Annotated in this window: 22 protein-coding genes; 12 read left to right on the plus strand and 10 right to left on the minus strand. The window is 74.6% G+C overall.

Annotated features, from left to right (window positions below; genetic code table 11):
- The first annotated feature begins 70 nt into the window (after positions 1–70).
- Genes argC through argH form a run of 8 tightly spaced genes read left to right on the plus strand, consistent with a single transcriptional unit; the run spans position 71 to position 8,448 of the window.
- A complete protein-coding gene (gene argC, locus O7600_RS00570; protein ID WP_281591766.1) occupies positions 71–1,072 on the plus strand; it encodes an N-acetyl-gamma-glutamyl-phosphate reductase in 1,002 nt (333 codons plus the stop codon).
- Positions 1,069–2,241, plus strand: coding sequence for a bifunctional glutamate N-acetyltransferase/amino-acid acetyltransferase ArgJ (argJ, locus tag O7600_RS00575; RefSeq protein WP_281591767.1), 1,173 nt, complete (start codon positions 1,069–1,071; stop codon positions 2,239–2,241). Before argC ends, argJ begins: the two co-directional genes overlap by 4 nt.
- Before the next feature lie 2 nt (positions 2,242–2,243).
- Positions 2,244–3,131, plus strand: a complete 888-nt coding sequence (gene argB / locus O7600_RS00580; protein WP_281594038.1) for an acetylglutamate kinase — start codon at positions 2,244–2,246, stop codon at positions 3,129–3,131.
- Positions 3,128–4,333, plus strand: a complete 1,206-nt coding sequence (locus O7600_RS00585; RefSeq protein WP_281591768.1) for an acetylornithine transaminase — start codon at positions 3,128–3,130, stop codon at positions 4,331–4,333. The genes argB and O7600_RS00585 overlap by 4 nt, the downstream gene beginning before the upstream one ends.
- Positions 4,330–5,256 carry an ornithine carbamoyltransferase gene (gene argF / locus O7600_RS00590; protein ID WP_099161507.1) on the plus strand — a complete coding sequence of 309 codons (927 nt, stop codon included), beginning with the start codon at positions 4,330–4,332 and terminating at the stop codon, positions 5,254–5,256. Before O7600_RS00585 ends, argF begins: the two co-directional genes overlap by 4 nt.
- Positions 5,253–5,768, plus strand: coding sequence for an arginine repressor (locus O7600_RS00595; protein ID WP_091577936.1), 516 nt, complete (start codon positions 5,253–5,255; stop codon positions 5,766–5,768). The genes argF and O7600_RS00595 overlap by 4 nt, the downstream gene beginning before the upstream one ends.
- Positions 5,765–6,976, plus strand: coding sequence for an argininosuccinate synthase (locus O7600_RS00600; RefSeq protein WP_281591769.1), 1,212 nt, complete (start codon positions 5,765–5,767; stop codon positions 6,974–6,976). The genes O7600_RS00595 and O7600_RS00600 overlap by 4 nt, the downstream gene beginning before the upstream one ends.
- A gap of 8 nt (positions 6,977–6,984) precedes the next feature.
- Complete coding sequence (gene argH / locus O7600_RS00605; RefSeq protein WP_099161505.1) at positions 6,985–8,448, plus strand: argininosuccinate lyase; 1,464 nt, start codon at positions 6,985–6,987, stop codon at positions 8,446–8,448.
- A gap of 64 nt (positions 8,449–8,512) precedes the next feature.
- Here argH and O7600_RS00610 read toward each other — a convergent pair whose 3' ends face one another.
- The 3 genes from O7600_RS00610 to O7600_RS00620 all read right to left on the minus strand — a co-directional run bounded on the left by O7600_RS00610 (position 8,513) and on the right by O7600_RS00620 (position 10,136).
- On the minus strand, positions 8,513–8,866 hold the full coding sequence (locus tag O7600_RS00610; RefSeq protein WP_281591770.1) for an MmcQ/YjbR family DNA-binding protein: 354 nt from the start codon (positions 8,864–8,866) through the stop codon (positions 8,513–8,515).
- A 67-nt stretch (positions 8,867–8,933) separates the two neighbouring features.
- Entirely contained in the window at positions 8,934–9,368 is a 435-nt protein-coding gene (locus tag O7600_RS00615; protein WP_253866547.1) for a DNA-binding protein, read from the minus strand.
- A gap of 150 nt (positions 9,369–9,518) precedes the next feature.
- On the minus strand, positions 9,519–10,136 hold the full coding sequence (locus O7600_RS00620) for a DNA-3-methyladenine glycosylase (RefSeq protein WP_281591771.1): 618 nt from the start codon (positions 10,134–10,136) through the stop codon (positions 9,519–9,521).
- A 120-nt stretch (positions 10,137–10,256) separates the two neighbouring features.
- Here O7600_RS00620 and O7600_RS00625 point away from each other — a divergent pair, with 120 nt between their 5' ends.
- On the plus strand, positions 10,257–11,357 hold the full coding sequence (locus tag O7600_RS00625; protein ID WP_281591772.1) for an LLM class flavin-dependent oxidoreductase: 1,101 nt from the start codon (positions 10,257–10,259) through the stop codon (positions 11,355–11,357).
- Positions 11,354–11,980 carry a CE1759 family FMN reductase gene (locus tag O7600_RS00630; protein ID WP_281591773.1) on the plus strand — a complete coding sequence of 209 codons (627 nt, stop codon included), beginning with the start codon at positions 11,354–11,356 and terminating at the stop codon, positions 11,978–11,980. The genes O7600_RS00625 and O7600_RS00630 overlap by 4 nt, the downstream gene beginning before the upstream one ends.
- Positions 11,981–12,013: 33 nt before the next feature.
- On the opposite strand, the gene O7600_RS00635 is transcribed toward O7600_RS00630, so the two are convergent.
- Entirely contained in the window at positions 12,014–12,898 is an 885-nt protein-coding gene (locus tag O7600_RS00635) for a universal stress protein (RefSeq protein ID WP_281591774.1), read from the minus strand.
- Positions 12,899–13,022: 124 nt separating this feature from the next.
- Entirely contained in the window at positions 13,023–13,928 is a 906-nt protein-coding gene (locus tag O7600_RS00640) for a universal stress protein (protein ID WP_281591775.1), read from the minus strand.
- Positions 13,929–14,085: 157 nt separating this feature from the next.
- Between O7600_RS00640 and O7600_RS00645 the strand changes: the two genes are divergently transcribed.
- On the plus strand, positions 14,086–14,556 hold the full coding sequence (locus O7600_RS00645; protein ID WP_098745310.1) for a cyclic nucleotide-binding domain-containing protein: 471 nt from the start codon (positions 14,086–14,088) through the stop codon (positions 14,554–14,556).
- Here O7600_RS00645 and O7600_RS00650 read toward each other — a convergent pair.
- From O7600_RS00650 to ppdK, 5 genes are all read right to left on the minus strand, one after another.
- Complete coding sequence (locus O7600_RS00650; RefSeq protein ID WP_281591776.1) at positions 14,532–14,684, minus strand: hypothetical protein; 153 nt, start codon at positions 14,682–14,684, stop codon at positions 14,532–14,534. The two genes, O7600_RS00645 and O7600_RS00650, sit on opposite strands and share 25 nt — an antisense overlap.
- Positions 14,685–14,714: 30 nt before the next feature.
- Complete coding sequence (gene pflA / locus O7600_RS00655) at positions 14,715–15,488, minus strand: pyruvate formate-lyase-activating protein (protein ID WP_281591777.1); 774 nt, start codon at positions 15,486–15,488, stop codon at positions 14,715–14,717.
- Positions 15,485–17,731, minus strand: a complete 2,247-nt coding sequence (pflB, locus tag O7600_RS00660; protein ID WP_281591778.1) for a formate C-acetyltransferase — start codon at positions 17,729–17,731, stop codon at positions 15,485–15,487. The genes pflA and pflB overlap by 4 nt, the downstream gene beginning before the upstream one ends.
- A gap of 191 nt (positions 17,732–17,922) precedes the next feature.
- Positions 17,923–18,381, minus strand: coding sequence for a hypothetical protein (locus tag O7600_RS00665; protein ID WP_281591779.1), 459 nt, complete (start codon positions 18,379–18,381; stop codon positions 17,923–17,925).
- Between the two features lie 12 nt (positions 18,382–18,393).
- Positions 18,394–21,054, minus strand: coding sequence for a pyruvate, phosphate dikinase (gene ppdK, locus O7600_RS00670; protein ID WP_281591780.1), 2,661 nt, complete (start codon positions 21,052–21,054; stop codon positions 18,394–18,396).
- Between the two features lie 134 nt (positions 21,055–21,188).
- On the opposite strand from ppdK, the gene O7600_RS00675 reads away from it, so the two are divergent.
- Positions 21,189–21,692 (plus strand): GNAT family N-acetyltransferase, encoded by a 504-nt coding sequence (locus O7600_RS00675; protein WP_281591781.1) that lies wholly within the window; start codon positions 21,189–21,191, stop codon positions 21,690–21,692.
- Positions 21,693–21,697: the final 5 nt, after the last annotated feature.

The raw sequence follows: 21,697 nt of genomic DNA on the forward strand, positions 1-21,697 counted from the left end.
TGCACTGTATGACCTTGCAGTAGGGCCTGGCGGCCGGTAACCTATTCTGCATAGTCATGCGGAGGTAGGTATGGGCATTCGAGTTGCGGTGGCCGGGGCGAGTGGATACGCCGGCGGCGAACTGCTGCGCCTGCTCGCCGGCCACCCCGAGTTCGACCTGGTCACCGCCACCGCGCACAGCCAGGCCGGTCAGCCCGTCACCGCCGTACACCCGCAGCTCGTCGGCCTGGACCTGGTGTTCGGGGCGACCGAGCCGGCGGCCCTGGCCGACGCGGACCTGGTCTTCCTGGCCCTGCCGCACGGCCAGTCGGCGGCGCTCGCGGCGGCCCTCCCCGACAGCGTCGCGGTGGTCGACCTCGGCGCCGACCACCGGCTGCGCGACGCGGACGCCTGGGCCCGCTACTACGCCGGCGCGTACGCCGGCGCGTGGACGTACGGGCTGCCCGAGCTGCCCGGCCAGCGGGCGGAGATCGCCGCGGCCCGGCGGGTGGCCAACACCGGCTGCTACGCCGTCGCCACCACCCTCGCCCTGGCGCCGCTGATCGCCGCCGGCGCGGTACGCCCCGACGACGTGGTGGTGGTCGCCGCCTCCGGCACCTCCGGCGCCGGCCGGGCCGCGAAGGCCCACCTGCTCGGCAGCGAGGTGATGGGCGACCTGTCGCCCTACAAGGTGGGCGCGCACCAGCACGTGCCGGAGATCAAGCAGGCCAGCGGCGCGGCCGGCCTGTCGTTCACGCCCGTCCTCGCGCCCATGCCGCGCGGGATCCTGGCCACCGTCACCGCGCTGCCGACCGGCGACGCCGACCCGCGCGCGGTGCTGGCCGCCGCCTACGCCGACGCGCCGTTCGTGCACCTGCTGCCCGAGGGGGCGTGGCCGCACACCGCCGCCACCGCCGGCTCGAACTCCTGCCACCTCCAGGCGACGGTGGACGTCGACTCGGGGCGGATGATCGTGGTCAGCGCCATCGACAACCTCGGCAAGGGAGCGGCGGGCCAGGCCGTGCAGAACGCCAACCTGATGGTGGGTCTCCCCGAGACCACCGGTCTGTCCGTCTTCGGAGTTGCCCCATGAGTGTCACCACCCCCCGCGGTTTCCGCGCCGCCGGTGTCGCCGCCGGCCTCAAGACCTCCGGCGCCGGTGACGTCGCGCTGGTCGTCAACGACGGCCCGGACGCCGGGGTCGCCGGCGTCTTCACCGCCAACCGGGTCAAGGCCGCGCCGGTGCTCTGGACCCAGCGGGTCGTGCACGGCGGCGTGGTCCGCGCCGTTGTGCTCAACTCCGGCGGCGCGAACGCCTGCACCGGCCCGGCCGGCTTCCAGGACACCCACGCCACCGCCGAGCACACCGCCGCCGCGCTCACCGGCAGCAGCGCCCGGATGATCGTCGGCGCCGGCGAGGTAGCGGTCTGCTCCACCGGCCTGATCGGCGAGCGGCTGCCGATGGACAAGCTGCTGCCCGGCGTACGCGACGCGGTGCGCGGACTGTCCCGCGACGGCGGCGGCCCGGCCGCCGAGGCGATCATGACCACGGACACCCGACCCAAGACGACGGTGGCGCGCGGCAGCGGCTGGACCGTCGGCGGGATGGCGAAGGGCGCCGGGATGCTGGCGCCGGCCATGGCCACCATGCTCTGCGTGCTCACCACCGACGCGGTGGCCGGCCCGGACGTGCTGGACGCCGCGCTGCGGGCCGCCACCCGGGTCACGTTCGACCGGGTCGACTCCGACGGCTGCATGTCCACCAACGACACCGTGCTGCTGCTGGCCAGCGGCGCGTCCGGCATCGAGCCGACCGAGGCCGAGCTGACCGCCGCGGTCACCGCCGCCTGCCACGACCTGGCCCAGCAGCTCCTCGCCGACGCGGAGGGCGCGACCAAGCAGGTCGCCGTCGACGTGGTGGGCGCGGCGAGCGAGGACGAGGCCGTGGAGGTGGGCCGCGCGGTGGCCCGCAACAACCTGGTGAAGACCGCGCTGTTCGGCAACGACCCGAACTGGGGTCGGATCCTCGCCGCCGTCGGCACCACCGCCGCCGCGTTCGAGCCCGACGAGGTCGACGTGGCGGTCAACGGGATCTGGGTGTGCCGGGCCGGGGCCGCCGCCGAGGACCGCGCCAAGGTGGACCTCACCGGCCGCGACGTGACCATCCGGATCGACCTGCACGCCGGCGCCGCCGCCGCCACCGTCTGGACCAACGATCTGTCCCACGCGTACGTGCACGAGAACTCGGCCTATTCCACATGAACCTGAACCTCACCGCCGACCTCAGCCGGGCTCAGGCCAAGGCCGCCACGCTGATCGAGGCGCTGCCCTGGCTGGCCCGCCTCGCCGGCGCGACCGTCGTGGTCAAGTACGGCGGCAACGCCATGGTGGACCCCACACTCCAGCGGGCGTTCGCCGCGGACATGGTCTTCCTCCGGTACGCCGGTCTCAAGCCGGTCGTCGTGCACGGCGGCGGGCCGCAGATCTCCGCCATGCTGGGCCGCCTCGGCATCGCCAGCGAGTTCAGGGGCGGCCTGCGGGTCACCACCCCCGAGGCCATGGACGTGGTTCGGATGGTCCTCGTCGGGCAGGTCGGCCGGGAGCTGGTCGGCCTGGTCAACGCGCACGGCCCGTTCGCGGTCGGACTCTCCGGCGAGGACGCGGGCCTGTTCACCGCGGTGCGCCGGCCGGCGTACGTGGACGGGGAGCCGGTCGACGTGGGGCAGGTCGGCGACGTGGAGTCGGTGAACGCCTCCGCGGTCACCGACCTGATCGCGGCCGGCCGGATCCCGGTCATCTCCACCGTCGCGCCGGACGCCGACGGGGTGCTGCACAACCTCAACGCGGACACCGCCGCCGCCGCGCTCGCGGTCGCCCTGGACGCGCGCAAGCTGGTCGTCCTCACCGACGTGCCCGGCCTGTACGCGGACTGGCCCGACACGTCCAGCCTGATCAGCGAGATCACCGCCGACGACCTGGCGACGCTGCTGCCGTCCCTGGAGTCGGGCATGGTCCCGAAGATGGAGGCGTGCCTGCGGGCGGTGCGCGGGGGAGTGCCCGCCGCGCACGTCGTCGACGGCCGGGTCGCGCACTCCACGCTGCTGGAGGTCTTCACCTCGGAAGGGTTCGGAACGATGGTGATCGGCTCATGAGCACGCTGGTGCGGCGCTGGCGCGCCACCATGATGAACAACTACGGCACACCGCCGCTGGCGCTCGTCTCCGGCTCCGGCGCCGTCGTGGTCGACGAGGCCGGCCGGGAGTACGTGGACCTGGTCGGCGGCATCGCCGTCAACGCCCTCGGCCACGCACACCCGGCCGTGGTGGCCGCCGTCACCCGGCAGGTCGCGACGCTGGGGCACGTGTCGAACCTGTTCGTCGCCGAACCGCCGGTCGCGCTGGCCGAGCTGCTGCTGGCGCTGGCCGGCCGACCGGGCCGGGTCTTCTTCGCCAACTCCGGCGCGGAGGCCAACGAGACGGCGTTCAAGCTCTCCCGGCTCACCGGTCGACGCCACGTGGTGGCCGCCCACGGTGGTTTCCACGGCCGGACCATGGGCGCGCTGGCGCTCACCGGCCAGCCGGCCAAGGCCGACCCGTTCCGCCCGCTGCCCGGCGACGTGACCCACGTGCCCTACGGCGACGTCGACGCGTTGGCCGAGGCGGTCACCGACGCCACCGCGATGGTGATCCTGGAGCCGATCCAGGGGGAGAACGGCGTGGTCGTCCCGCCGCCGGGCTACCTCGCGGCGGCCCGGCGGATCACCGCCGCACGCGGCGCGCTGCTGGTGCTCGACGAGGTGCAGACCGGCGTCGGGCGTACCGGGCACTGGTTCGCCCACCAGGCCGAGGGCGTCGAGCCGGACGTGGTCACGCTGGCCAAGGGGCTCGGCGGCGGCCTGCCGCTCGGCGCGTGCCTGGCCTTCGGCCCGGCCGCCGACCTGCTCACCCCCGGCTCGCACGGCACCACGTTCGGCGGCAACCCGGTCAGCTGCGCCGCCGCGCTCGCGGTGGTCGCCACGATCGCGAACGAAGGGCTGCTCGACCACGTCAAGCGGGTCGGCGAGCGGCTGCGGCGCGGCGTCGAGGCGCTCGGACACCCGCTGGTGCGCGGGGTGCGCGGCGCCGGCCTGCTGCTCGGCGTCGAGCTGGCCGCCCCGGTCGCCGGCACGGTGACCGACGCGCTGCGCGCCGCCGGTTTCCTGGTCAACCCGGTGCAGCCCGGCGTGGTCCGGCTCGCGCCGCCGCTGCTCCTCACCGCCGCGCAGGCCGACGCGTTCCTGGCCGCCCTGCCCGCCGCGCTCGACGCGGCCGCTCCCGCGCCGACCGGACCCACCGCCACGGAGGCCCTCGCATGATCCGCCACTTCCTGCGCGACGACGACCTCACGCCGGCCGAGCAGGCCGCCGTGCTCGACCTCGCCGCCCGGATGAAAGCCGAGCGGTACGCCCACAAGCCGCTGGCCGGGCCCCGGTCGGTGGCGGTGCTGTTCGACAAGCAGAGCCTGCGCACCCGGATCTCGTTCGACGCCGGCATCGCCGAGCTGGGCGGCCACCCGCTCGTCGTGGACACCCAGGTCACCCACTTCGGTCGGGGCGAGACGCTGGCCGACGCCGGCCGGGTGCTGTCCCGCTACGTCGCGGCGATCGTGCTGCGCACCCACGGCGACGACCGGATCGCCGAGGTGGCGGCGCACGCCACCGTGCCGGTGGTCAACGCGCTCACCGACACCTACCACCCCTGCCAGCTCCTGGCCGACCTGCTCACCGTGCGCGAGCGGTTCGGCGCCACGGCGGGCCGGATCCTCACGTACGTCGGCGACGCGGCGAACAACATGGCGCACTCGTACCTGCTGGCCGGCGCGACCGCCGGCATGCACGTGCGGATCGCCGGCCCGGCCGGGTTCCAGCCGGATCCGGAGATCGTGGCCCGGGCGGAGAAGATCGCCGCCGGCACCGGCGGCTCGGTCCGGGTGCTCGTCGATCCGGTCGAGGCGGTCCGGGACGCGCACGTGGTCGCCACCGACACCTGGACGTCCATGGGACAGGAGGCCGACGGGCTGGACCGGATCACCCCGTTCCGGGCCTACCAGGTCGGCGACGCCCTGCTCGCCCACGCCGCGGCCGACGTGATCGTGCTGCACTGCCTGCCCGCCCACCGCGGCGAGGAGATCACCGACGAGGTGCTGGACGGCCCGCGCAGCGCGGTGTTCGACCAGGCGGAGAATCGCCTGCACGCCCAGAAGGCGCTGCTGACCTTTCTCCTGGAGGCATCCACATGACCGCCCCGCTGACCCGCGCCGCGCGGCACGCCCGCATCGTCGAGCTGATCCGCGACACGCCCATCCACTCGCAGACCGAGCTGGCCGACCTGCTCGCCGGTGACGGCATCCAGGTCACCCAGGCCACGCTCTCCCGGGACCTGAAAGAACTGGGGGCGGTGACCGCGCGCGGCGGCGACGGGCGGGGCGTCTACCTGATCCCGGAGGACGGCCACCGTCCGTTGCGCGACGCCGAGGGCGCGCCGGCCCGGCTGGTACGCCTGCTGCGGGAACTGCTCAACGGGGTCGACGCCAGCGGGAACATCGCGGTGCTGCGCACCCCGCCGGGCGCGGCCCACTACCTGGCCAGCGCGTTGGACCGGGCCGGCCTGTCCGAGATCGTCGGCACCATCGCCGGCGACGACACCATCCTCGTCGTGGCCCGCGAGCCCGACGGCGGCGCGGCACTGGGCGACCGGCTCGCCGCCTGGGCCCGCCGGGACGAGAACGTCGAAGGGAACAGCACACCATGACCGAGCGGGTCGTCCTGGCGTACTCCGGGGGTCTCGACACCTCCGTCGCCATCCCGTACCTGGCCGAGCAGACCGGCGCCGAGGTGATCGCGGTCGCGGTCGACCTCGGCCAGGGCGGCGAGGACATGACCGTCGTCCGGCAGCGCGCCCTGGACTGCGGCGCCGTCGAGGCGGAGGTGATCGACGCGCGGGACGAGTTCGCCGCCGGGTACTGCGTGCCGGCGATCCGGGCCAACGCGCTCTACATGGACCGCTACCCGTTGGTCTCCGCGCTGTCCCGGCCGCTGATCGTCCGGCACCTGGTCGCCGCCGCGCGCCGGCACGGCGGCACGATCGTGTCGCACGGCTGCACCGGCAAGGGCAACGACCAGGTCAGGTTCGAGGTCGGCCTGGCCGCGCTCGCCCCCGACCTGAGGATCGTCGCGCCGGCCCGGGACTTCGCCTGGACCCGGGACAAGGCGATCGCCTTCGCCGAGGAGAAGGGGCTGCCGATCGACGTCACGGCGCGGTCGCCGTACTCGATCGACCAGAACCTGTGGGGGCGGGCCGTGGAGACCGGCTTCCTGGAGGACATCTGGACCGCGCCGGTGGAGGACCTGTACGCGTACACGTCCGACCCGGCCCTGGAGCGCGACCCGGACGAGGTGGTCATCACCTTCGACGGCGGCGTCCCGGTGGCGATCGACGGCGAGACGGTCACCCCGTACCAGGCGATCCTGGACCTGAACCGACGCGCCGGCGCGCACGGCGTGGGCCGGCTCGACATGGTCGAGGACCGGTTGGTCGGCATCAAGAGCCGCGAGGTGTACGAGGCGCCCGGCGCGGTCGCCCTGATCACCGCCCACCAGGAGTTGGAGTCGGTCACGGTCGAGCGGGACCTGGCCCGGTTCAAGCGCGGCGTCGACCAGCGCTGGGGGGAGCTGGTCTACGACGGTCTCTGGTTCTCCCCGCTGCGCCGGGCGCTGGACGCGTTCGTCGACGACGCCCAGCGGCACGTCACCGGCGAGGTGCGGCTGACCCTGCACGGCGGCCGGGCGGTGGTGACCGGTCGGCGCTCCGAGGCCAGCCTCTACGACTTCGGCCTGGCCACCTACGACACCGGTGACACGTTCGACCAGTCGCTGGCGAAGGGTTTCGTGCGGTTGTGGGGCCTGCCCAGCGGCCTGGCCGCCGCGCGGGACGCCCGGTTGGGAGAGGTGAGCTGGTGACCTTCACAATGGGTGGGGTGGACGACAAGAGCCTGACCGAGAACAGCGCCGCCACCAACCGGACGAGCCTCTGGGGAGGCCGGTTCGCCGGCGGTCCCGCCGAGGCGCTCGCGCGGCTGTCGGTGAGTGTCCAGTTCGACTGGCGTCTCGCCCCGTACGACCTCGCCGGTTCCCGGGCGCACGCCCGGGTCCTCGCCGGCGCCGGTCTGCTCGACCCGGAGGAGCTGGGTCGGATGCTGGCCGCGCTGGACGACCTGGAGGCGGCGTGTGCGTCCGGCGCGTTCCGTCCCACGGTCGACGACGAGGACGTGCACACCGCCCTGGAGCGGGGCCTGCTGGAGCGGCTGGGCAGCCTCGGCGGCAAGCTGCGCGCCGGCCGGTCCCGCAACGACCAGGTCGCCACCGACCTGCGGCTCTACCTGCGCGACCACGCCCGTGGGGTGGCGGCCCGGCTGGTCGAGCTGGCCGAGGCGCTCATCGAGCAGGCGGAGCGGCACGTCGACACCGCGGCGCCGGGCATGACGCACCTGCAGCACGCCCAGCCGGTGACGTTCGGGCACTGGCTGCTGGCCCACGTGCAGCCGCTGCTGCGCGACCTGGAACGGCTGCGCGACTGGGACGAGCGGACCGCGATCAGCCCGCTCGGCGCGGGCGCGCTGGCCGGCTCCGGCCTGCCGCTGGACCCGGTGGCGGTCGCCAAGGAGCTGGGCTTCCGCACCTCGTTCGCCAACTCGATGGACGCGGTCGCCGATCGGGACTTCGTGGCCGAGTTCCTCTTCGTCACCGCGATGGTCGGCGTGCACCTGTCCCGCCTCGGCGAGGAGGTGGTGCTCTGGACGTCGCAGGAGTTCGGCTGGGTCGAGCTGGACGACGCGTTCGCCACCGGATCGTCGATCATGCCGCAGAAGAAGAACGCGGACATCGCCGAGCTGGCCCGGGGCAAGTCCGGCCGGCTGGTCGGTGGCCTGATGAGCGTGCTGACCATGCTCAAGGGCCTGCCGATGACCTACGACCGGGACATGCAGGAGGACAAGGAGCCGGCGTTCGACGCGGTCGACACGCTGGAGCTGCTGCTGCCCGCGCTGGCCGGGATGATCTCCACGATGACGGTCCGGGTGGACCGCCTGGTGGCCAGCGCGCCGTCCGGCTTCTCCCTGGCCACCGAGGTCGCCGACTGGCTGGTCCGGCGCAACGTGCCGTTCCGCGACGCGCACGAGATCACCGGCCGGCTGGTCGCGCTCTGCGCGGCCCGGGACTGCGCGCTGGACGAGGTCTCCGACGCCGATCTGGCCGCGGTCAGCGAGCACCTGGACCCGTCGGTGCGCGACGTGCTGTCGGTGCGCTCGGCCCTCGCGGCGCGCACCACCCCCGGCTCCACCGGCCCCGGGCCGGTCGCCGATCAGCTCGCCGCCGCGGCGGACAAGCTGGCGGGTTGGCGGGAGTGGGCCGCCGAAGGGGTCGTGCCCCGCTGAGTCACCCGGTCCCGGGGCGGGCGCTCGCCCGCCCCGGTCGAGCCGCGTCCCGCTCCACGGGCGGTCAACCGGCCGGCCGTTCGCGTTTGGGCAGCTTGGCCACCACCGCGTCGTACGACCCGTCGGCGGCGTCGACCAGTTCGTCGTCGGGGATGTCACCCTCCAGTCGGAGCGTGTTCCAGCCGGACCGGCCGATGTAGGGCGACGGGCGGGCGTCGGCCGGGAACCGGTGCACCCACTCGTCGGCGACCTCCCGGGTCGGGCCGCACTTGACGCCGATCCTGGCCTCGCCCTCGGGCGAGCCGAGGAACGCGAAGATCCGGCTGCCCACCTTCACCACCTCGTCGCCCTCCCACGGCCGGTCGAGCCAGGCTCCCGGCTTGGCCAGGCAGTAGGCCAGCATCTCCTCGCGCGTCATCGCGTCCTCCCGTGCCGTCGTCCGGCACAGTCTCACCCGCCGCTGTGACAGTCCGCCGGCCCGAGGCTCAGTCGCCGGTGCCGGTGCGGACGGTGAGCCGCTCGTAGCGCTGCCGGGCGGCCTGCGCGCTGCCCAGCCCCAACCCGAACGCGATCGCCTGCCAGGTCATGCCGCGCCCCCGGGCCACCTGCAGCAGCCCGGCCTCCAGCACGTCGACCTCGGCCCGCACGTGCGGGATCAGGGTCAGCGCGGCCATCAGGTCGGCCTGGTCGACCGGTTCCTCGCCCTCCTCCAGCTCGGCGCCGCCGGCGAGCGCCATCACCAGCGTGGCCGCCTCGTACGCGTCGGGCACGTCGGGGTGCGCGTAGCGGCGACGGCGGGAGTTCGTGCCGGCGTGCCGCTCGGCGATCCGCAGCAGTGCCGCGTAGTTGCGGTGCGCGCGGGCCTGGGCAGCATCCGGAGCGGTGAACGGGTCGTTGTCCACGGTGACCATGTCGTCCATCCCACACCCGATAGTGGCATGTTGTCAACACCCCGTTGAAAGTCACTCGTGCGCAACGCCCTGCTCTCCTGACAGTGAGACGCTTCGCGAGCGCGCCGGGTTGCCCCCCTCCGAGATCGACGCGATGGGCGGGGCGAGCGCGGGCGGGTGCTAGCGGGGGGTGGGTGGGCGGCGGCGGGGGGTGTGTCGGCGGTAGACGCTCACGGTGGGCTCGTCGGAGAGCCAGAACCGCCACGGCAGGTCGTGTGCGGCGGCCACGCCGACCCGTGGGCCGGCGACGATCCGCGTCGGGTCGACGGGCGTCGCGGGCGGGGTCAGGAGCAGTGGGCCGGTGCCGTCGACCGCCGAGGTGCCGTTGGCGTCCCGGTCGAGGCCGAGCGCGGTCACCAGGCGGGCCGGCCCGCGCGCCAGGTCCCGGTCCGACGCGCGGGGGCGGCGCTCCCGGGCGGTCTCGATCCCGTCCACCACCGCGCCGGCGCGCAGCAGGACGGCCGCCGCCTCGCCGTCCCGGCCGCAGACGATGTTCGCGCACCAGTGCATGCCGAACACGAAGTAGACGTACACGTGCCCGGCCGGACCGAACATGACCCGGTTGCGGGGCGTCGGGCCGCGGTGGGCGTGCGAGGCGGGGTCCTCGCCGGTGCCGGCGTACGCCTCGACCTCGGTCAGCCGCACTCGGACCCCGTTCGCCGACACGGTCCAGCCGAGGAGGGTCTGCGCGGTGGTGGCGACCTGCGCCGCCGGGGCCCGGAGCCAGGGGTACGTCATCGCGGCAAGGGTATCCGGGGCGCTCGGACCACACGCCTCCCGGAATAGTTGACTCGTCAAGTATGTTGTGCGGGGCGATCCCCGGACCGCCCGGTCCACACCCCACCCGAGGAGCTGGTCATGCAGTTCGGAATCTTCACCGTCGGTGACGTCACGGTCGACCCGACCACCGGTCGGCTGCCCTCCGAGCGGGACCGGATCACGGCCATGACCACCATCGCGCTCAAGGCCGAGGAGGTCGGGCTGGACGTGTTCGCCACCGGCGAGCACCACAACCCGCCGTTCGTGCCGTCGTCGCCGACCACCATGCTCGGCTGGATCGCCGCGCGCACCGAGCGGCTGCTGCTGTCCACCTCGACCACGTTGATCACCACCAACGACCCGGTCAAGATCGCCGAGGACTACGCGATGCTCCAGCACCTGGCCGACGGCCGGGTGGACCTGATGATGGGTCGCGGCAACACCGGCCCGGTCTACCCGTGGTTCGGGCAGGACATCCGCAACGGCATCCCGCTCGCCATCGAGAACTACGACCTGCTGCACCGGCTGTGGCGCGAGGACGTGGTCGACTGGAAGGGACGCTTCCGCACCCCGCTGCAGTCGTTCACCTCGACCCCGCGCCCGCTCGACGGCATCCCGCCCTTCGTCTGGCACGGCTCCATCCGCAGCCCCGAGATCGCCGAGCAGGCCGCCTACTACGGCGACGGCTTCTTCGCCAACCACATCTTCTGGCCCAAGGAGCACACCCAGCGGATGGTCGGCCTCTACCGCGAGCGCTTCGCGCACCACGGCCATGGCTCACCCGACCAGGCGATCGTCGGCCTCGGCGGGCAGGTGTTCATGCGCCGCAACTCCCAGGACGCGGTGCGCGAGTTCCGGCCCTACTTCGACAACGCCCCGGTCTACGGGCACGGCCCGTCGCTGGAGGAGTTCACCCGCCAGACGCCGCTGACCGTGGGCAGCCCGCAGCAGGTCATCGACCGCACGCTGGGCTTCCGCGAGTACGTCGGCGACTACCAGCGGCAGCTGTTCCTGATGGACCACGCCGGCCTGCCGCTGAAGACGGTGCTGGAGCAGCTCGACCTGCTGGGCGAGGAGGTGGTCCCGGTGCTGCGCAAGGAGTTCGACTCGATGCGTCCCGCGCACGTGCCGCAGGCGCCCACCCACGCCGCCCTGCTCGCCGCCCGCGACGCCGCGACGACCACGGAGGAGGACCGGTGACCCGGCGTACGCTCGCGGTCGTCTCGGCCGGTCTCGGCCAGCCCTCGTCCACCCGCCTGCTCGCCGACCAGCTCGCCGCGGCCGCCCGCGACGAGCTGGCCGGTCGCGGCGCGGACGTCGACCTGCACGCGGTGGAGCTGCGCGAGCACGCGCACGACGTGGTGAACCACCTGCTCACCGGCTTCGCACCGGGCGCGCTGCGCCGGACGCTGGACGCGGTCGCGGCGGCCGACGGGCTGATCGCGGTCACGCCGGTGTTCAACGCGTCCTACAGCGGGCTGTTCAAGTCCTTCTTCGACGTGGTCGACCGGGACGCGCTGGCCGGCAAGCCGGTGCTGATCGCGGCGACCGGCGGCACCGCCCGGCACTCGCTGGCGCTGGAGCACGCGGTGCGCCCGATGTTCACGTACCTGCGGGCGGTCGTGCTGCCGACGGCGGTCTTCGCCGCGCCCGAGGACTGGGCCGGCGACGACGGCGACAGCGCGCTGCGGGCCCGCATCCGGCGGGCCGCCGGCGAGCTGGCCGAGCAGGTGGACCTCCGACCGCCCGCGACCGGCCCGGCCGACCCGTTCGCGCTCACCACCGACTTCGCCGACCTGCTCGCCGGCCGCGACCCGTCCTGACGTCGGGTCGGCCGGACCGGTCGCCGACCGAGGTCAGTCGTCGGCCGGTTCCGGCCGGTGGGCCACCAGCACCGGGCAGTGGGCGTGCTGAACCAGGGCCTGGCTGACCGAGCCGAGCAGCAGCCCGGCGAAGCCGCCCCGACCCCGGGAGCCGACCACCACCAGCGACGCCTCGCCGCTCGCCTCCCGCAGCGCGGTCTCCGGGGAGGCGGCGGCGACGGCGCGCTCGGTCACCCGCAGCCCCGGATGCGCCCGGCGGACCGTGTCGGCCGCCGTGGCCAGCAGCGCCGTCGCCTCGGCCCGCTCGGCGGTGCCCGCCTCGGCGGCGACCTCCGGCGCGACCGCGCCGCGCTCCGGCGACCGGACGTGCAGCAGCACCAGCTCGGCACCGCGGCGGTCGGCCTCGTCGGCGGCCAGCTCCACCGCGTACGCCGCGGAGTCGGAGCCGTCCACGCCGACCACCACCGGGCCCCCAACCGGGATCGGCTCCTCCGCCGGGCGGACCACCAGCACCGGGCACTGCCCGTGCTGCGCCAGCTGCCCGCCCACCGAGCCGAGCAGCAGGCCGGCGAAGCCGCCCACGCCCCGGCTGCCCACCACCACCAGCTCGGCCCGGCGCGACTCCTCGACCAGGGCCGCGCCCGGGCCGCCGGCGACCTGTCGCACCTGTGCCCGCAGGCCGGGATGCCGTTCGGCCAGCTCGGCGGCGACGCGCTCCAGCATCTTCTCCGCCTCCTCGGTCGGTGCCGGCACCCCGAGGTCGTACGGGTTGAGCGGCACCCCGTAGCCGAGCGGGTGCAGGTAGCCGTGCACCAGCAGCAGGGGCCGGGACCGCGTGACGGCGCTCGCGGCGGCCAGCTCGGCGGCGGCCAGGCTGGACGGCGATCCGTCCACACCCGCCACGACGGGTCGGTTCATCGGGACCCCCTCGGTCGACTCCCGCCATTGTGGCCGTTCCGGCCCCGCCGCGCGGGCGACGCCACGGATCCGGGCGCCGGTCGGGCGGCTGTGCACCCGGTCGGCGCCCGTGGACGCGGGCCGGTCAGCCGGCCGGCTCCCGGCGGTGCCGCACGATCGCCAGCGGGCTGCGGCAGTGGTGCAGCACCGCGTGGCTGACCGAGCCGAGCAGCAGACCGCCGAGGCTGCCCCGTCCGTGCGCGCCGACCACGGTCAGCTGCGCGTCGGTGGACTCCTCGACCAGCGCCCGGGCCGGGGTGGCGGCGATCAGCTTCGGCCGCACCGTGACCTCCGGGTAGCGCTCCGCCCAGCCGGCCACCGACTCGGCGAGCACCCGCTCCTCGTCCGCGCGCAGCCGCTCCGGGTCGTACACCAGGGGCATGATGTCGCCGTAGCTCTCCCGCCGCGTCACCGGCTGCGGATAGAGCCAGGTGTGCACGACGACCAGGTCGGCGCCGCGCCGGGCGGCCTCGGCGAACGCGAAGCCGACCGCCTCGGTCGACAGCGCGGAGCCGTCCACCCCGACCACCACCGGTCCGGCCGCGCGGGCCTCGCCCCGGGCGATCAGCACCGGGCAGTCGGCGCGGGCGGAGAGCTGCACCGCCGCCGAACCGACCAGCAGCTCGGCGAAGCCGCCCAGACCGCGGTGACCCAGCACCAGCAGCGCCGCGTCGCGACTCTCCCGCCGCAGCACCGCGACCGGTCCGCCGTCCACCACCGCCCCGCTCACCGGCAGGTCGGGGTCGACCTTGCGGGCCTCGTCGATCGCCTCCTGGACCAGCTTGCCGGCCTCCTGCCGCAGCTCGTCGTCGGGCAGCGTGGCGGCGACCGGGCCGAGCGGCGTGCCGAGCAGCGGCCACAGGAACGCGTTCACCACCCGCAGCGGCCGGTGCCGGAGCACCGCCTCCCGCGCGGCCAGCCGCACCGCGTCCAGCGCCGACGGGGAACCGTCCACACCCACCACGACGGGGGCACCGGATCTGTCGGTCATCACGTCCTCCTTCGTCCACCTCCAGCCTGGTCCCGCGGGCCGTGCCCGGGCAGGGGCGACCGCCCCGCGCAGCTCGGGACCATCGGCCCCTTCCGCGTCGGGGGCGTGACGGGGTGTGATGGAACCACGGCTTCCTTCTGCCGACCGTGGAGGCGCCATGACCCCGCTGGAGATGCTCCGGGTCCACCCGTTCCTGGCTGGGCTGCCCGACGAGTGGCTGCCCCGGCTCACCGGGTACGCCCGCCCGGTGGTCTGGCACCCCGGGCACCGGCTGTTCCGCGCCGGCCAGCCGGCCGAGCGGTTCTGGCTGGTCCGGGGCGGCCAGGTCGCGCTGGACTTCCCGGTGCCCGGTCGCGGCGACGTGGGCATCGAGACGATCGGGGCGGGCGGGGTGCTCGGCTGGTCCTGGCTGTTCCCGCCCTACCGCTGGCAGTTCGGCGCGGTGGCCACCCAGCGCAGCACGGCGGTCGAGCTGGACGCGGACGGGGTGCGCCGGCTGATGGAGTCCGACGACACGCTCGGCCGGCAGCTCACCGCCCGGTTCATGAGCGTCGTGGTGGATCGCCTGCAGGCATCCCGGGTGCGCCTGCTCGACCTGTACGGCTATCCCACGTCCGTGGCGAGCTGACCCGGGTCGGTGGTGCGCCGCACGACCAGCTCGCCCACCTCCAGCCGACCGATGCGCAGCTCGCGGATCACCGCGCGGCGCACGGCCAACCGGCCGATCACGAGCGAACCCACCGCCAGGGCACCCACCGCCACCATCCTAGGGTCGCGCCGGGCGGATCAGGTGACGGTCAGGCCGCGGTCGGCGAACTGGCCGCGTACCCGGGCCAGCAGCTCCGGGTCCGGCGGCGCGGTGTCCGCCAGGGGGAAGCTCAGGCCCAGCTCGGCGTACTTGTGCGCGCCGAGCCGGTGGAACGGCAGCACCTCGACCCGCTCGACGGTGGTCAGCCCGGCGGCCACGTCGGCCACCCGGGCCACCTCGTCCGGGGCGTCGGTCAACCCCGGGACCAGCACGTAGCGGATCCACATCGGCGTGCCCCGGTCGGCCAGCCGGCGGGCGAACCGCAGCGTCGGCGCGAGCCGGCCGGTGCCGGTGACCCGCCGGTACGTCGCCGGGCTGCCCGCCTTCACGTCGAGCAGCACCAGGTCGGTGGCGTCCAGCAGCGCCTCGTCGGCACGGTCGCCGAGGAACCCGGAGGTGTCCAGCGCGGTGTGCAGGCCGAGCGCGTGACAGCGGCGCAGCAGTTCCCCGGTGAACGCCGGTTGCAGCAACGGTTCGCCACCGCTGACCGTGACGCCGCCGCCGGCCACCTCGACGAACCGCCGGTACCGGGTCGCCAGTGACACCATCTCGTCCACCGTGCGCCGCCGGCCGCTGCGCCCGTACCAGGTGTCCGGGCTGTGGCAGTAGCGGCAGCGCAGCGGGCAGCCGGCGAGGAAGACCACGAAGCGGGTGCCCGGCCCGTCCACCCCCACCGAGGTGTCCCAGGAGTGCACCGCCCCGTCGAGGGCCGGTGGCGCCGCGGCGGGCGCCACCGGCGGGCGGTCGGTCACAGCGACCCGTGGAACGTCCGGGACACCACGTCCCGCTGCTGCTCACGGGTGAGCCGGACGAAGTTCACCGCGTACCCGGAGACCCGGACGGTGAGCTGCGGGTACCGCTCCGGGTGGGCCATCGCGTCCAGCAGCGTGGCCCGGTCCAGCACGTTGACGTTGAGGTGGAACCCGCCGGCGTCGGTGTAGCCGTCGAGCACGCCGGCCAGGTTGGCGATCCGCTCCTCGCGGGTGTGACCCAGGCCGTCGGGGGTGACCGTGCCGGTCAACGAGATGCCGTCGCGGGCCGCGTCGTACGGCAGCTTCGCCACCGACAGCGCCGAGGCGACCAGGCCGTGGGTGTCCCGGCCGTTCATCGGGTTGGCGCCCGGCGCGAACGGCTCGCCGGCCCGCCGCCCGTCCGGGGTGGCGCCGGTGTGGGTGCCGTAGACGACGTTCGACGTGATGGTGAGCACCGACATGGTCAGCTCGGCGTCCCGGTAGGTGCGCTGCCGGCGCAGCTTCGCGGCGAACGTCTCGACCAGCCACACGGCGATCTCGTCGGCCCGGTCGTCGTCGTTGCCGTACGTCGGGAACTCGCCCTCGACCGCGTAGTCGACGGCCAGCCCGGTCGCGTCGCGCAGCACCTTGACCCGGCCGTACCGGATGGCTGAGAGGCTGTCCACCGCGACCGAGAGGCCGGCGATGCCGGTGGCCATGAACCGCCGCACCGGGTGGTCGTGCAGCGCCATCTCCAGCCGCTCGTACGCGTACCGGTCGTGCTGGTGGTGGATCACGTTCAACGCGTCCACGTACGTCTCGGCGAGCCAGTCCAGCGTCCGGTCGTACGCGGCGAGCACCTCGTCGTGGTCGAGCGTCTCGCCGCCGACCGGCGGGGTCGGCGGGGAAACCTGTGCGCCGGTCAGCTCGTCCCGGCCGCCGTTGATCGCGTAGAGCAGCGCCTTGGCCAGGTTCGCCCGGGCGCCGAAGAACTGCATGTCCCGGCCGACCCGCATGGCCGACACGCAGCAGGCGATCGCGGTGTCGTCGTCGTACGCGGGGCGGATCAGCTCGTCGTTCTCGTACTGGATGGCGCTGGTGTCCAGCGACACCTGGGCGCAGAACCGCTTGAACCCGTCGGGCAACCGGGGCGACCAGAGCACCGTGAGGTTCGGCTCGGGCGCCGGACCGAGGTTGTAGAGCGTCTGCAGGTAGCGGAACGTGGTGCGGGTGACCAGCGGTCGTCCGTCCGCGCCCATCCCGCCGAGCGACTCGGTGACCCAGGTCGGGTCGCCGGAGAACAGTTGGTCGTACTCGGGGGTGCGCAGGAAGCGGATGATCCGCAGCTTGATCACGAAGTCGTCGACCAGCTCCTGCGCGCCGGTCTCGTCCAGCCGCCCCTCGGCGATGTCCCGCCGCAGGTAGACGTCGACGAAGCCGGCGGTGCGCCCGAGCGACATGGCCGCGCCGTTCTGCTCCTTGGTCGCGGCCAGGTAGGCGAAGTAGAGCCACTGGATCGCCTGCTGCCCGGTGGCGGCCGGGCGGGAGATGTCGAAGCCGTACGAGGCCGCCATCTCCTTCAGCTCGCCGAGCGCGCGGATCTGCTCGGCCAGTTCCTCCCGGTCCCGGATCACGTCGTCGGTGCTGCGCCGGTCGTCCAACGCGGCCCGGTGGGCGCGTCGCTCCTCGACCAGCCGGTCCACCCCGTACAGCGCCACCCGGCGGTAGTCGCCGATGATCCGGCCCCGCCCGTAGGCGTCGGGCAGCCCGGTGATCACGTGCGAGCGCCGCGCGGCCAGCACGCTCTCCGGGTACGCGTCGAAGACCGCGTCGTTGTGGGTGCGGCGGTGCCGGGTGAAGATCTCGTGCACGCGCGGGTCGGGCTCACGGCCGTACGCCCGCAGCGCGGTCTCCACCATCCGCAGCCCGCCGGCCGGCATGATCGCCCGGCGCAGCGGCGCGTCGGTCTGCAACCCGACGATCAGCTCCCGTTCCCGGTCGACGTACCCGGGCGCGTGCGAGGTGATGGTCGACGGGGTGGCCGCGTCCACGTCGTACACCCCGCGCCGGCGCTCCTCCGGGAACAGGGCCCGCAGCCGGTCCCACACCGCGAGGGTGCGCTCGGTCGGGCCGGTGAGGAACGACGCGTCGCCGGTGTAGGGCTCGTGGTTGCGCCGGACGAAGTCGGCGACGTCGACGGTCTCCCGCCACGGTCCGTCCCGGAATCCCCGCCACGGATCCACGGTGCGCTGGTTGCCGCTCATGCTCGCTCCCTCGATTCCGCCCGCCCTTGCACCTCCACCCTCCCGCCCGCGCACGCCTCCCGGCAGAGCCCCCGTACCCCCGTCCCGGGACCAAAGCCCCTCCCGCGTCGATCATGAAGTTGGCGGCACGATCAGAGATCCACATCGCCGTCAACCTCATGATCGACGCGGCCGGGGCGGGGTCAACGGGGTCAGCGGGGGAGGGGGTGGGCCCGCAGGAGGCGGGCCCACCAGGGGCGGTCCTCGGGGCGGGGGCGGGGGATCGACGCGCCGCGGAGGCTGAGCCAGCCGCCGGGGCCCATCGTCACCGAGCCGACCGCCGGTGGGCGGCGGCGGGACCACAGCGCGACGGCGGCGGTGAGCGCGGCCACCGCGAACGCGCCGGTGGCGGCCGTGACCAACTGGTCGGGGTCGACCACCCGGTGGTAGCGGACCCGGCCGTCGGCCAGGACGAACGCGCCCACCGGGCGACCCGAGCAGGTCACCGGCACCAACGCGGCGCCCGGCGTGCCGGGCAGCTCCAGCACCGGACCCACGGCGGTCGGGACCACCGGCTCGGGGGCGGCGGGCGCCGGGTCCGGGGCCGGCGGCGCGGGCCGGGGGACCGGGGGAACGGTGGCCAGGCCGGTCGGGTTGAAGATGGCGGTCATGACGCTGCCCTCCTAGCGGGAGTCGGAGTTGTCGGTGCCGGCCTCGACCGCGGCCCGGCCGGCGGCCAACCGCGCCACCGGCACCCGGTACGGCGAGCAGGACACGTAGTCGAGTCCGGCCGCGGCGAAGAAAGCGATCGAGTCGGGGTCGCCGCCGTGCTCGCCGCAGACGCCGACGGTCAGGTCCGGCCGGGCCGCCCGGCCCTCGGCGACGGCGAGCCGGACCAGCCGCCCGACGCCGGCGGTGTCGACGCTCTCGAACGGCGACACCGCGAAGATGCCCCGGGCCAGGTACGCGGGGAAGAACGACCCCTCCACGTCGTCCCGGGAGAACGCCCAGGTGGTCTGCGTCAGGTCGTTGGTGCCGAGGGAGAAGAAGCTCGCCTCGCCGGCGATCTCCCCGGCGGTGAGCGCCGCCCGGGGCGTCTCGACCATGGTGCCGATCGGGATCTCCGGTGCGCCGTCGACCTCGGCCAGCACGCGGCGCGCCTCGTCCCGGACGGCGGCGAGTTCCCGCACGTCCCCGACCAGCGGGACCATGATCTCCGGGCGCGGGTCGCCGCCGGCCCGCAGCCGCTGCGCGGCCGCCTCCGCGAGCGCCCGCACCTGCATGGCGAACAGTCCCGGCACCACCAGCCCGAGCCGGACGCCGCGCAGCCCGAGCATCGGGTTCGCCTCGTGCATCCGCCGCACCGCCGCCAGGAGCGTGGCGTCCCGCCCCGGGTCCTCGCCGCGCGCCTCGGCACGGGCCACCCGGGCGGTCAGTTCGGCCAGCGGCGGCAGGAACTCGTGCAGCGGCGGGTCCAACAGCCGGACGGTGACCGGCAGGCCGTCCATCGCGGCCAGCAGCCCGACGAAGTCGGCCCGCTGCAACGGCAGCAGCGCGTCCAGCGCCGCCCGCAGCTCGGTCGGGTCCGTGGCCAGGATCAACCGCTCGACCAGTTCCCGGCGCTCGCCGAGGAACATGTGCTCGGTCCGGCACAACCCGATCCCGGCGGCGCCGAAGCGGCGGGCCCGGCGCGCGTCCTCCGGCGTGTCCGCGTTCGCCCGCACCCCGAGCGTCCGTACCGCGTCGGCGTGCGTGAGCAGACGGTGCACGGCGGCGACCAGCGGGTCGCTCTCCGGGCGCAGCTCACCGGCCAGGTAGCGGGCCACCGGGGACGGCTGCACCGGCACCTCGCCGAGCCAGATCCGTCCGCTGGTGCCGTCGATCGAGATCAGCTCGCCGGCCGGCACCACCCGGTCGCCGACGCGGAACTCGCCGCGCTCGACGTCGATGCGCAGCGCGTCCGCCCCGCACACGCAGGTGCGGCCCATGCCCCGGGCCACCACGGCGGCGTGCGAGGTCTTGCCGCCGCGCGAGGTGAGCACGCCGGCCGCGGCGATCATGCCGGGCAGGTCGTCCGGGGTGGTCTCCGGCCGGACCAGGATCACCGGCCCGGTGGCCGCCGCCGCGGCGGCGGAGTCGAACACCACCCGCCCCACCGCGGCTCCCGGCGACGCGCCCACCCCGACGGCGAGCGGCTCCGGCGCGCCGGTCGTGTCGAAGGCGGGGAACGCGAGCTGGGCGAGCTGCGCCCCGGTGACCCGGGTCAGTGCCTCGTCGGCCGTGATCAGGCCCTCCTCGGCCAGCTGCGCGGCGATCACGAACGCCGCCGCGGCGGTGCGCTTGCCGACCCGGGTCTGCAGCATCCACAGCCGGCCGCGCTCGATGGTGAACTCGACGTCGCACAGGTCGCGGTAGTGCCGCTCCAGCGTCGCCATGATCTCCCGCAGCCGGTGGAAACTCGCCGGGTCCAGCCGGGCCAGCTCGGTCAGCGGCACCGTGTTGCGGATACCGGCGACCACGTCCTCGCCCTGCGCGTCGGTCAGGTAGTCGCCGTACACGCCGGGTGCGCCGGTGGCCGGGTCGCGGGTGAACGCCACCCCGGTCCCGGAGTCGGGGCCGAGGTTGCCGAACACCATGGCCATCACGTTGACCGCGGTGCCCAGGTCGTCCGGGATCCGCTCCTGCCGCCGGTAGATCCGGGCCCGCTCCGAGTGCCACGAGGAGAACACCGCCCGCACGGCCAGGAAGAGCTGCTCGTGCGGGGCCTGCGGGAAGTCGTGACCGACGTGCCGGGCGAAGATCTTCTTGTACGTGTCGACCAGGTCGCGCAGCTGCTCGGCGCTCGGCCCGCCCGGCCCGGCGGTGGCCCGCACCGCCGCCAGCTCGTGCTCGAACTCCTCGGCCGGGATGCCCTGCACGGTGCGGCCGAACATCTGGATCAACCGCCGGTAGGAGTCCCAGGCGAAGCGCTCCTCGCCGGTGCGCGCGGCGAGCCCGGCCACCGTGGCGTCGTTCAGCCCGATGTCCAGGATCGTCTCCATCATCCCCGGCATCGAGAACCGCCCGCCGGAGCGGACCGCCAGCAGCAGCGGGTCGCGCGGGTCGCCCAGCCACCGGTCCAGCCGCGCCTCGACCTCGCGCAGGTGCGCGTTGATCTCCTCGTACAGCCCGGCCGGCGGGGCGCCGGTGGCCAGGTAGGCGCGGCAGGCTTCGGTGGTCACGGTGAACCCGGGTGGCACGGGCAGCCCGAGCCGGGTCATCTCGGCCAGGTTGGCGCCCTTGCCGCCGAGCAGGTCGGCCCGGCTCCGGTCACCCTCGATGAAGTCGTAGACGTACTTCGGCATGGTCCGGCCTCCTCGGCTGTGTCGTTCCTCCTCCTTGGTAGCGGTGCCGGCGGTCGGCGCGGCAGGGCCGGACGGGACCTGCGGCGGGCCGGAGGTCCCGAGCGTGTCGGTGGGGCCGCGTATCGTTCCCGGCCGTGACCAGTGAGGTGCGGCTCCGCCCGGTACGCGACGACGACCTGCCGGCGTTCTTCGCCCACGAGCAGGATCCGCAGGCCACCTGGATGGCCGCGTTCGGCCCGGCGGACCCGTCCGACCGGGCCGCGTTCGACGCCCACTGGGCGCGCATCCGCGCCGACGAGCGGGTCGTCAACCGCGCCGTGGTGGTCGACGGCGAGGTGGTCGGGCGGGTGGCCGCGTTCCCGGTCGGCGAGCGCACCGAGGTCAGCTACTGGATCGACCCGGCCCGCTGGGGTCGCGGTCACGCCACCGCCGCGCTCCGCGCGCTGCTGCGCGAACTGCCGCCGGGGCCGGTGCACGCCCGCGCCGCCAAGGACAACGCCGCCTCCCTCGCGGTGCTGCGCAAGTGCGGCTTCGTCGTGGTCGGCGAGGACTCCGGATACGCCGCGAGCCGCGGCGCGGAGGTCGAGGAATACGTGCTGGAGCTGCCCGCCGGGGCGGCTGACCTGGGCGCCCACTAGTCTCC

Origin of the sequence: Micromonospora sp. WMMA1998 (assembly GCF_027497375.1) — a bacterium.
Taxonomy (GTDB): Bacteria; Actinomycetota; Actinomycetes; order Mycobacteriales; family Micromonosporaceae; genus Micromonospora; species Micromonospora sediminicola.